The 10,952-nt window shown below is 55.5% G+C and carries 9 protein-coding genes; 3 read left to right on the plus strand and 6 right to left on the minus strand.

The genetic code is table 11. The features are described from left to right. From VKV29_RS13310 to VKV29_RS13320, 3 genes are all read left to right on the plus strand, one after another. On the plus strand, nucleotides 1-430 hold a 430-nt coding region (locus VKV29_RS13310; RefSeq protein WP_324201800.1), incomplete at its 5' end, for a flagellin. Between the two features lie 153 nt (nucleotides 431-583). Further along, the gene (gene rbsK / locus VKV29_RS13315; RefSeq protein ID WP_324201801.1) at nucleotides 584-1,495 is read left to right on the plus strand and encodes a ribokinase; all 912 of its coding nucleotides are present in this window, start codon (nucleotides 584-586) and stop codon (nucleotides 1,493-1,495) included. A 100-nt stretch (nucleotides 1,496-1,595) separates the two neighbouring features. Continuing rightward, a complete protein-coding gene (locus VKV29_RS13320) occupies nucleotides 1,596-3,947 on the plus strand; it encodes a glycosyl hydrolase family 28-related protein (RefSeq protein WP_324201802.1) in 2,352 nt (783 codons plus the stop codon). 54 nt (nucleotides 3,948-4,001) lie between these two features. On the opposite strand, the gene VKV29_RS13325 is transcribed toward VKV29_RS13320, so the two are convergent. The 6 genes from VKV29_RS13325 to VKV29_RS13350 form a co-directional block, all read right to left on the minus strand. Then, nucleotides 4,002-4,496: a hypothetical protein gene (locus tag VKV29_RS13325; RefSeq protein ID WP_324201803.1), complete on the minus strand. Its 495-nt coding sequence runs from the start codon at nucleotides 4,494-4,496 to the stop codon at nucleotides 4,002-4,004. Nucleotides 4,497-4,529: 33 nt separating this feature from the next. Continuing rightward, entirely contained in the window at nucleotides 4,530-7,172 is a 2,643-nt protein-coding gene (locus VKV29_RS13330) for a tetratricopeptide repeat protein (RefSeq protein WP_324201804.1), read from the minus strand. A gap of 27 nt (nucleotides 7,173-7,199) precedes the next feature. Further along, nucleotides 7,200-8,663: an FAD-binding oxidoreductase gene (locus tag VKV29_RS13335; RefSeq protein ID WP_324201805.1), complete on the minus strand. Its 1,464-nt coding sequence runs from the start codon at nucleotides 8,661-8,663 to the stop codon at nucleotides 7,200-7,202. After that, nucleotides 8,660-9,160, minus strand: coding sequence for a hypothetical protein (locus VKV29_RS13340; protein WP_324201806.1), 501 nt, complete (start codon nucleotides 9,158-9,160; stop codon nucleotides 8,660-8,662). The genes VKV29_RS13335 and VKV29_RS13340 overlap by 4 nt, the downstream gene beginning before the upstream one ends. A gap of 164 nt (nucleotides 9,161-9,324) precedes the next feature. Beyond that, complete coding sequence (hslV, locus tag VKV29_RS13345) at nucleotides 9,325-9,888, minus strand: ATP-dependent protease subunit HslV (protein WP_324201807.1); 564 nt, start codon at nucleotides 9,886-9,888, stop codon at nucleotides 9,325-9,327. A 1-nt stretch (nucleotide 9,889) separates the two neighbouring features. After that, nucleotides 9,890-10,918 (minus strand): acetyl-CoA carboxylase carboxyltransferase subunit alpha, encoded by a 1,029-nt coding sequence (locus tag VKV29_RS13350; RefSeq protein ID WP_324201808.1) that lies wholly within the window; start codon nucleotides 10,916-10,918, stop codon nucleotides 9,890-9,892. Nucleotides 10,919-10,952: the final 34 nt, after the last annotated feature.

The following is a 10,952-nucleotide window of genomic DNA, read 5'->3' on the forward strand; positions in this document are numbered from 1 at the left end:
GGTATCGGCCAACATGCTGCAGTTCCAGGTAGGGGGGAACGCGGGTCAGTTGGTTCAGGCGAGCTTGGGCAACATCCGTGTGGTGAACTTAGGCAACACGGTGGTAGCGGGCTACAACTTGTCGAACATAGATGTGACGACGGGTCAAGGGGCAACGAACGCGATACGGATAGTGGATCAGGCGATTTCTCAGGTATCGCAGTTACGTGCGAACTTGGGAGCGTTGCAGTCACAGACGTTGCAGGCGACGGCGAACTATCTGGGGATAGGGGTTCAGAACCTCTCGGCTTCGGAGAGCCAGATACGGGATACGAATGTGGCTCAGGAGGTGGTAAACCTAACGAAGAACCAGATTATCGAGCAGTCGGCAACGGCGATGTTGGCACAGGCCAATGCGGCGCCTCAGCTTCTGCTGAAACTGCTTGGGTAGATAACACTTCTCTTTGCGATGGGAGCGCATCGTTAACGATGCGCTCTTTTTTGTGCACAAGCGCTCTCTACTGCCGAAGGCGAAGCGGGTATGATTATCTAAAACAGCATGTAACATGGGTGTCACTTACCTTAATAAGGAAGGTATGGAGGCATGGAGTTTCCGATTACGGTGGTAGGCAGTGCAAATGTGGACATGATCATGCAGGTGGAACGATTTCCGGCGCCAGGGGAGACGGTGAGTGATGGACGGTTTTCGCAAGCCTTCGGAGGCAAAGGGGCGAACCAGGCGGTCGCTGCAGCTCGCGCCGGAGGGCGCGTTGCTTTTTTAGGGTGTGTTGGGAGCGATGCCTTTGGAGAGGCCATTCTGGAGAACCTCCGGCGAGACGGCATTTTTACCGAACCGGTTGCCAGAAGCGTTTCAGAACCAACCGGCCTCGCGATGATCCTCATCAATCGGCAGGGAGAGAACTGCATTGCAGCGGCTCCAGGCGCCAACAATGCCCTAACGCCCGAGCATATCGAGAGTTACGCTACTCTTTTGAAGAGAAGCCGCATGGTGGTGACGCAGGCCGAGATCGCATGTAGCGCCTTGAAAAAGACTTTTGAGGTGTTGGCCGACTCTGAAACGGCCATTCTGTTTAACTTTGCCCCTATCCGTAAGGAGGCTCCCAAGCTCTCTTCACGGATAACCTACCTCGTGGTCAACGAAACCGAAGCGGCCTACCTTAGCGGTGTGCAGGTTGGCACGTTACGCGAGGCAGAGCTGGCGGCTCAGATTCTACAAAGGCAGGGACCGCAAAATGTGCTGCTTACGTTAGGGGCAAACGGTGTGTGGGTGGCTACGCCTCAAGGGGGTTTTCATGTCCCGGCACTCCCCGTGCAGGCGATAGATACTACCGCTGCCGGCGATGTGTTCTGCGGTGCATTCGCCACAGCGATCACGCAGGGACAGCCCCTCAGGGAGGCCGTGCGTTTTGCCTGCGCAGCCGCAGCCCTCTGTGTCACCCGTTTGGGTGCCCAACCCTCTATTCCTTACCGACAAGAGATCGAAGCCATGCTCTGAGGGGCTTTTTCGAAACAAACGGAGCACATATTCGGACGCAACTTCGGCTGCAGTAAAAGGTCTTACAGAATAGAACACAGCGTGGGAGGATAGGAATAAGATGAGATTAACACGACGAGAGCTTCTATTAAGCTCGACCGGCGCTACCCTTCTGCAAGGTGGTGGACAAGCACAACCGGCTGCGGATTCCGTTCCAACCGTCTTTTGGGTAGCCGATCCGGTAGACCCCGGTGATACCATTATGTTCTTCGGCGATTCGTTAGAGAAGCTAGAGGTGATGGCGAACCGCATCTCGGACGAAGCCCCACACTTCCCCACTTTCTCTGCCGATCTGCCTTATGAGAAAGCGACTCAAGCTCTGCAGGTTTTACAGCGAAGTGAACGGTGTATAAAAGCTCTCATGCCTGAGAAGTGGACAAAAGGCCTCTATCTGTTTCAACTGACCGGGAATGCGGGGACCGTTCATCCTCCCCTGGTGAATCGCCCAGAGATATGGTGGGTTCTAGGGGAGAATGGAAGCAGCAGCCCTCCGGGAGGGGAAGTATGGGTTTTTGGAAAGAACTTTCGCCTTGATGAGACGGGGAGATGGGAAGGGCGGCTTGTTTTACATGGAAAGGGGCGTTTTTATCCTCTGACCGTTGCCTCCGTGAATCCCTACGCCATCAAAGCACGGTTGCCCGAAAATCTTAGTTTAGGTGAATATGAGCTATTTGTTCACAACGGCTTCGGCGGCAAATATGGTTGGAGTTCTGCCATGGCTTTTGGCTTACAACGGGTACCTGAATGGCCCCAAACGGTGCATAACGTACGTAGCTTTGGTGCTAAAGGCGATGGTTCGAATGACGATACCTCTGCTTTTCAGAGGGCGTTCGATCTGTGTGCGCAGAACGGTGGGGGCATCGTGTTTATTCCAAGAGGCGTCTACAGAATTACCGCTCAGTTGAACATCCCATCCAAAACCGTGTTACGAGGTGAAAAGCGTGAGTTGGTTTGGCTCTACGTTCCTAAAGAGATAGCCGAATTCAATACGGTTTTTGCCGGCAAGGGCGAGTTTGGGATCGAGGAACTCTCCATCGCTGCCCAAACACCGCGCCGCATTATCACCGCCCCCGATGTTAACACCATGTACGCCATGTTTCCCGGAGCTCCCTGGGGTTATGTTACAAGCCCTCTACCGCCGAAGGCAAACGACATTTTCTTGCGTCGCCTCCGAATACAGCATTTGCGTTATGCCCATCGCGTTGGATCCGCCGATCAAGACCCTCGACGCCTGGAGATCGCCGGGCCGAGCACCATAGCGCTTTTTGGAGACCGTATCGAGATCAGTGACTGCGAGGTGGTGAGCAGCGGTATGCCCATTATTCTTCATCAAACACGGCATTCTCGCGTCCTTCGCAACTACCTTCATACAGGACGCGCCGGTTGGTACGGGATGTGGGGCCCAACCGAGACCATTTTTGAAGGAAACACCGTTGAGGGCAGAGATTTAGAAGCAACCTATGGAAGTTTTAGCAATTATGAGGATACCAATCCTCTCGACACAGATGTTTCACGGCTTTACATCGCCAACAATCGTCTACTTAATGGTTTCGGATGCGAAAGGGAGGCGATTTCCTTTGATAGCACAGGTCGCCAGCCCTGGATCGGAAGCCCACAGGAAGCAGATAGAAACTCTTTCACCGTTCCGGATGGAAACTGGAAAGAGAACGATTTTGTGGGGCTAGCCTGTCTCGTCGTTTGGGGAAAAGGGCTTGGGCAGCATCGTCGCATTAAAGCCAATACCTCTAACAAAATCACCCTTGATAAGGCTTGGGAGATTGTTCCAGATTCATCGTCTATTATTGCTATTCTTCCCTATCATCGTGATGTTGTGATCTACCATAACTATACTCAGGATACCAGCTGTGGGGTGGAATTATGGGGCGGAGGCTACAACTTCATTATTGATGGAAACGTGGCCGTTCGTTCCGGAGGTATGTGGGGCACGGCAGCACAGTATACCATCAACGGACAGCATCGTTTAGACCTCTGCTACTTTACACAGTGGAAGAACAACGAGATACGCGAAAGTTTCATCTATCAGCAGGGGCCTGAGCCAGACAACAGTGCCACTTTGGGACTTTATACCCGCGATGTTGCCACAGGTGCGCTCGCCGGTTTGGGGATATGGGGCAATGTGTTTCGGAACAATCGCGTAATGGATAACACCCGAATCGGTTTTCTCTGGTACGGACCGTCCTACCTGCAGATGGCAACTGCGGCCTACTCTGGGAAAAATCCTCCACGCCCTGCAGGGCTAGATAACGTTATTGAAGGAAACAGCATAGCCCATGCAAGGGTTGGTATTGAGGTTCAACTCGGCTACGAAGGAACAGTTGTCCGCAAGAACAGATTCAGAGCCGTCGAGACGGATATCCGCGATTGGCGGAAAACAGCAAAACGCACAGCTTAGAGGCGCGGTTCTCCCTCCCCTTCTAGCACCGGAGGGAGAACCGATATTGCCGAACTAAGCCGTTGGGTTTGACGACGATTTCTGTTTGGCCGAGGCTTCATGCTGCTCCTCAACAACCACCTCAATCTCTCCGCCCGTAGCCGCTCCGGCCCCTACCGGCTGCGGTAACGCAGCATAGCCGATAGGCAGGGAGTTGGATACCGTGTAGCCATTGCAGGTGGCAATCAGTACGATCTGCTGTTTACTGTTCTGCGCCTGTGGGCCGGTGGTGAGCGAAAAAGGAATGCTGGTGGAGGGTTGCCCGTTGAAGGTGTAGGACTGGGGTGTATTGGTTGCAAGCACGTTCGGGTCGGGTTTGACCAGAGACCCTGCGGCGGGATCGTATTGATAGGGGGTCAGAGTAACAGTTGTTGAAGGCAACGTGTTGCCGTTAAAGTAACCAAGCTGCACAGTCACGTAGAACTGCTGCTGGTTGGTGTTGATGGGCGTTGCCGGTATGCCGATGCCGATGGGCACATAGACGATGCCGAGGGTAGGCTGTTTGCTCATACTAATCTCCTTTTACAACAAGGTTGCTATAGTCTAGCATTTATTTGTTGCTAATTGCAAACAATTATCAATATGTTCCATTCCGAACGTGAATGCCTCCGATGGTGTAAGGGTCTCCGCTTGAGCGCATAACTCCTCAAAACGTTTTGTTCCTATCTGCGCCTTCAGGGTCTCCATGAACTTCTCAATCTGGCGAGACTGTGGGGTAAGCAGAGCGGCGGCCTCCGTATCTTTAACAAAAACCTGTGCCATACCGAGGAGCAGCGATGCCGTCTCGGCGTTTTGATAGAACGAGTAGGTGATGTGCGCCAGCGAATCGAAGGTTCGGCTTTGCAGGGCAGGAATCGGATGGTGTTGGAGGAGCTGCAAGCTCTCTTTATAACAGCGCAGGGCATCGGCAAAGTCCTGTTGTTGAAAATGCAGCTCACCCAAATTATAGAACGCCGTGAGAAGGGTGATCTTATCGCCCACGGCTTTGAGCCTTTGGATGGCCTCCTCGAAATAGCTTTTGGCCTGAACCAAGTCTCCCATTTCGGTGCTCAGACCGCCCAAATTCACCAGCACCTGAGCTGCAGCACGCGGGTTCGTCTCCCGAAAAATCTGCAGGCTTTGCTCAAGGTAGTAGCGTGTTTGAGGGAAGTCCGACAGTTTTTGAGCGGCCAATGCTAACCCGTTAAAGGCTCTGGCCTCTCCTTCTCTATCTCCAATCTCTCGACACAGCTCAAGGCTTTCGGTATGGAAACGGAGTGCAGCGGCACAATCGCCCTGCGCCCAAGCCAGAATACCGGCACAGTTAAGAGCATCGGCACGCAGTTTAGGGGGAATTGTAGAGCTTCTCAACAAAGCCCCTTCCAGCCAGCTTCGGCCCTCCGTGAAACGGCTACGCAGATACCAGTATTGATAAAGTGGCACGGCAAGCCCTAAACGAGTTTCGGGATCGAGGGCATAGCGGAGAGCTGTGCGCAAGTTGTCGTACTCCGCATCGAGGCGCGCTAGCCACGCGGCCTGCTCCGCTCCACGCAACCCTTGCGCGGCCTGCTGTGCCAGATGGTTATAGAATTGGAGGTACCGCCGATGTATAAGGGGTATTCTCCCACTCTCCGCCAAACGCTCGGCGGCGAAAAGCCGTATGACCTCCAGAAGGCGATAACGCGACTGTTCTGAGGTTTTTTCGAAGCTGACGAGGGACTTCTCTACAAGGTTAAGGAGAGAGTCCAACGCACCATCGTCTTGAAAGGCGACGACCTCCGCAGCTTCTAGAGTAAAGCCGTCGGCAAACACCGATAAGGCTTGAAGCATCTCCTGCTCGTCTGCAGAGAGCAGGGTATAGCTCCATCGAATGGCGTTTTCCATAGTATCGTGGCGCGCCTCACGTGCCCCGCCGGTGGTAAGAAAACGAAGGTTTTGACGCAGATCACGGGCGATTCTTTCTAGGGATAGACTGCCCGTTCGGGCAGCTGCCAGTTCAATGGCCAACGGAATTCCATCGAGGCTTTGGCATATCTCGCCAATAAGGGCGGCATTCTCCTCTGTAAGCGCGAAAGTAGGGTCGCTTAATTTGGCGCGGTCTACCCAAAGCTGAACCGACTCATAGGCTGCCATCGTTGAGAGGCTTTTTGTTGGCCGTGTTGGAACGCTCAACGGGCGCACCTGCCATATCCGTTCCCCTGCAATGCGAAGGGCTTCCCGGCTCGTAGCCACGACGGCGATATTGCGACAGGTGTGAAGCAGGCGCTCCACAATTGGGGCTAGATCATCAAGAAGGTGCTCGCAGTTATCTAAAATAAGCAGCGTTTGAAACGTATGCAGCTCCTGTTGCAAATGATCGAGCGCAGAGGCGGCCTCGTCGGTTTCATGAAGGCCAAGCGCCGCCAAAATTTTAGGAACGATCAGTTGCGATGAGGCAATAGAGGCAAGGTCAACCCACCAAACACCATCTGCAAAATGAGAGGTCAGCTTGCTTGCCAGCTCTTGAGCAAGGCGTGTTTTGCCGCAACCGCCTGGTCCGAGCAGCGTAAGCAGTCGTGTGGGATTCTCATTCGCGAATAACGCCATCAACTGTTCCATCTCACCGGGGCGTTCGATGAAGCTCGTAAGCCGGGAGGGTATGTTCTCTGCGACGACACCGAAGCTTTTAGACGGAAAACGGGCTGGGATTTCTGGGTGGCTTAGCAGGAACACGCGCTCTGGGCGTTGCAGGCCACGAAGAGCCACAACACCGAGGTCTTTGAGGGCAGCGCTCTCAGGCAGCCGATCTTGAATGTGTGAGACAACGGCCTGAGTCAGCAGAATTTGGCCTCCGTGCGCTAGATCGCACAGACGCGCGATTCGTGTCAAGGAGGTTCCGAAATACTCGCCTTCCCGCAGAACCACCTCTCCGCAATGGAGTGCAATACGGACGTTGAGCATGGGGAACGGCGCCCAGTCGGCAGCATGGAGACGTTTTTGTATCTCGATAGCAGCCAGGACTGCCGCCGATGCCTGGTGGAATACGGCACAAAAACCATCGCCGAGAGCTTTAAAAACGATTCCATTCTGTTCTTCTACGGCTTTACGCACAAGAGCATCATGTTGGGCGAGCAGGCGCATCATGGCCTCAGAGTCCTGCTCCATCATGCGGGTGCTGCCCTCAATATCGGTGAAGAGCAGGGTCACCATGCCGGATGGAAGTTCCATTATCCACCTCCTGTTTTTCAGGGAAGGCTAAACCGCAGCACCTCTTCCCACCGAACGCACCATTCGTGGGCCGTGTTCTGTTTCCCAGCACCGTTTTGAGGCAGGCAGCACCTTGCCGGGGTTACAGAGCGCGTTCCGATTGAATACCGACTTTATTTTTTGCATCAGCTCGAGATCGGCATCGCTAAACAGCAGCGTCATGGCCTCCATCTTTTCCACACCGATCCCGTGTTCGCCTGTGAGCGATCCGCCAACGTCCACGCAAAGTTTGAGTATCTCCTCGCCGGCCTGCATCACGCGCGCCACCTGCTGGGGATCGCGCTCATCGAACATGAGGTTGGGATGAAGATTACCATCACCGGCATGAAAGACGTTTCCTACCAGTAGATCGTGCTTTTGGGCGATGGCGCGTACCTCCCGAAGCACTTCGGGAAGCTTTGTTCGCGGTATAACGCCGTCGTGGGTCACCATTGAAAGCCCAAGGCGCCCAAGTGCACCGAAGGCCTGTTTGCGGGCCTTCCATAGCAGGGCGCGCTCCAGCTCTGTTTTGGCCTGACGCACCTCCCGTGCCCCGTTTTTGAAAGCGATCTGGCGCACCTGCTCGGCCTCTTCATCTAGCCCCACTTCCAAACCGTCTACCTCGATGATCAGAACCGCCTCGGCATCCGCAGGAAAACCGAGATGGAACGCCTCCTCGCAAGCCTTAATGATGAAGGTATCAATCATCTCGAGGGCAGCCGGCAAAACCCCTGCCGCAATGATGTCTGAAACGGTTTGGGTGGCCTGATCAATGGTCTCGAAAATGGCCAAAAGGGTTCGCACCGATTGGGGTAGGGGGGTCAATCGCACGGTGACCTCCGTAACGATTCCCAGGGTGCCTTCTGCCCCAACCACAAGCCCAACGAGGTCGTAGCCCGGCGTCTCTTCCTCGAATCCGCCCAGCGCCACGATCTCACCGTCGGGCAGCACCAGGGTAAGGCCGGTGATGTGGTTGGTGGTGACCCCATATTTAAGGGTATGAGGGCCGCCGGCGTTTTCGGCCACGTTTCCGCCTACCGTGCAGGCGCCCTGGCTCGAAGGGTCCGGCGCATAATGCAGGCGATATGCTTTTACCGCTTTGGTGAGATAGGTGTTCACCACGCCGGCCTGCGCCACCAACCGCCGATTGGGCACATCTATACGAAGGATTTTGTTAAGGCGCGTGGTGGCGATCACCACACCGCCCTCAACGGCCGTGGCACCGCCGGAGAGGCCGGTGCCTGCCCCCCGCGGGGTAAACGGTACCCCAAGCCGGTTGCAGAGTTTTACGATGGCGCTTACCTGCTCCGTCGTCTGCGGTAGGGCTACGGCGTCGGGAAAATGTTTTGCCGGCGAATAGGCATCGCAATCGTAGGCGCGCAGGGCTACCGGGTCGGTGAGCACCCCCTCCGGGCCTAGCAGGGCCTCTAACTCCTGTTTTAGCGTGTGCGACAGGTTCTGCATGGCATTCATCGGCGTCTCCTTTGAAGACGGGGTTGGGACATAGCGCCTGGTTGTGGTTTTGTTGGGTTAGATAGGGTTGCCGCCTCTTGTTCCTTATTCGTTTCGGTTAACGGCGCCGGTTCCCCCACAGGAGGAGCCACCTGCAGCCAGGCCGAGATAGCAGCCACAAAGGCGAGAAGCACAACCTGGGCGATTTCAAGGGCATGCAGAGTGGCCGTTGTTGGCCGGCGGCTGTTGTGCTCCAACTCCTCCACAAAAAGGGCGGCCAGCACAAGCGTTTGGCGCAGCGAATCGCCGAGCGCTTTGGTTCGCTGAAGGCGATAGCGCCGACGTAGAAGCCACTCACAACCTAAAACGATAAGCCCGCAAAGAAAGAAGGGCGCTCGATTCACGGCTTGGAGAGGTGTAGAAAGGATTAGCAGCAACACGACCCCCCCAAACCAGACACCAAAGGCCCATAGGTGGAGGGTTTCCAAGAGAAACACAAGCGCCCATTTCGTTTTCATTGTTGTTCACGTGGCATTCTGAAACAAGAAGGGTTAAAAAGCACCGCCATAGCCGTTCCGCCAACGGAAAATCGGTGGACATGTGAGATCGCGGAGCAGAATCTGTTCACTCGATAAGCCGAAAAAGAGGAGGGCATTGTAAAAAGTTCCTCATTTACTGCGGGCTAGCCGGCAGAACGGTTGGCCGGGAGGGTCTCGATGGTGAAGTGATCGTTGGTGTAGACGCAGATTTCGGAGGCGATGCGCATGGCCGCCTCCACGATCTCGCGGGCGCCGAGCTGTGTGTAACGCAGCAGCGCGCGAGCCGCTGCCGCCGCGTAAGGCCCTCCAGAACCGATAGCTGCCACGCCATCGTCCGGCTCTACCACGTTACCATCGCCGGAGAGAATAAACAGTTTGTCGCCATCGCTCACGATCATCATCGCTTCGAGTCGGCGGAGAATGCGGTCGGTACGCCACTCTTTGGCGAACTCGATGGCAGCACGGGTGAGGTTACCGGCACTGGATTCGAGCTTACTTTCGAACTTGTCGGCTAAGGATTGGGCGTCGGCCACGGAGCCGGCGAAGCCGGCGAGCACGCGCCCCTGATAGAGCCGGCGGACTTTGCGTGCGCCGTGCTTCAACACCGTATCGCCCATGGTCACCTGGCCATCGCCGGCCAAAGCGACTTCTGCCTCCCGCTTTACGGCCACGATGGTGGTGGCTTTGATGGCGTTCTGTGGGCGCAACCTATGAGACCTCCAATTGGCTGCGAATGAGTTGCAGCGGATCATGCCATTTACCGATATTGCGATATCGCTCGTAGCGTTCCTGCAGAAGCACGTCCAACGGTTTCTTATCCAGCGCTTCAAGATGGCGTGCAATGGCCTCTTGAAGCGTTTTGGCGGTCTGTTGAAGGTCACGATGAGCTCCGCCGAGGGGTTCCGGCAGCACCTCATCCACCACCCCAAAGGCCTGTGCGTGGCGTGCCGTTAGCTTCAGAGCGTCGGCCGCTTCGGGCGCGCGACTGCGGTCGCGCCCAAACTCCTTGAGGATAGCGGCGCACGACTCGGGGGGGATGACGGAGTAGATGGCGTGTTCGAGCATAACCACGCGGTCGCCCATGGCGATACCAAGCGCACCTCCGCTGCCGCCCTCACCGATAACAGCCGTGACGATAGGGGTTTTTAGCTGTGCCATTTCCATAAGGTTGACGGCGATGGCCCGGCTAATGCCCTCCTCTTCGGCCATGAGGTTAGCTTCGGCGGCCGGGGTATCTACAAAAGTGATAAGAGGTTTATGGAACTTCTCGGCCAGTTTCATAAGGCGCAGAGCTTTGCGAAAGCCGGCAGGGCGTGCGCTTCCAAAGTTACGAAGCTGACGCTCTTTCAGGTCGCGCCCTTTCTGATGGCCGATAACCACCACGGAGCGGCCGTTGAAGCGTGCCAACCCGCCGACGATAGCGGGGTCGTCCGCATTGATACGGTCGCCGTGCAGCTCCATAAAATCCTCAAAAATGAGCCGAACGTAGTCCAGCGTATAAGGCCGTTGGGGGTGACGTGCCATTTGTACTTCATTCCATGGGGTAAGATTGGCAAATATTTGGCGCATCACCTCCTCACGACGCCGTTCGATGCGTGCGATCTCCTCGTCAATGTCAATGCCACGGTCGAGGGCATCTTTGCGTAAAACGGGGTCGGCGGCGATACGCTTGAGTTCGGCGATATTGGCGTCGAGCTCAGAGATGGGTTTTTCAAAATCGAGCGGACTTACAGACATGCCGTAGGCTCCTCACAGAGTAAAGAGAGTACGG

The organism is Chthonomonas sp., from assembly GCF_035294165.1.
In the GTDB taxonomy this organism is placed as follows: Bacteria; Armatimonadota; Chthonomonadetes; order Chthonomonadales; family Chthonomonadaceae; genus Chthonomonas.

Bases quoted from the DNA above. Each gene is read 5' to 3' on its own strand.
- rbsK (WP_324201801.1), top strand. From the start codon at position 584: ATGGAGTTTCCGATTACGGTGGTAGGCAGTGCAAATGTGGACATGATC.
- VKV29_RS13320 (WP_324201802.1), top strand. From the start codon at position 1,596: ATGAGATTAACACGACGAGAGCTTCTATTAAGCTCGACCGGCGCTACC.
- VKV29_RS13325 (WP_324201803.1), bottom strand. From the start codon at position 4,496: ATGAGCAAACAGCCTACCCTCGGCATCGTCTATGTGCCCATCGGCATC.
- VKV29_RS13330 (WP_324201804.1), bottom strand. From the start codon at position 7,172: ATGGAACTTCCATCCGGCATGGTGACCCTGCTCTTCACCGATATTGAG.
- VKV29_RS13335 (WP_324201805.1), bottom strand. From the start codon at position 8,663: ATGAATGCCATGCAGAACCTGTCGCACACGCTAAAACAGGAGTTAGAG.
- VKV29_RS13340 (WP_324201806.1), bottom strand. From the start codon at position 9,160: ATGAAAACGAAATGGGCGCTTGTGTTTCTCTTGGAAACCCTCCACCTA.
- VKV29_RS13350 (WP_324201808.1), bottom strand. From the start codon at position 10,918: ATGTCTGTAAGTCCGCTCGATTTTGAAAAACCCATCTCTGAGCTCGAC.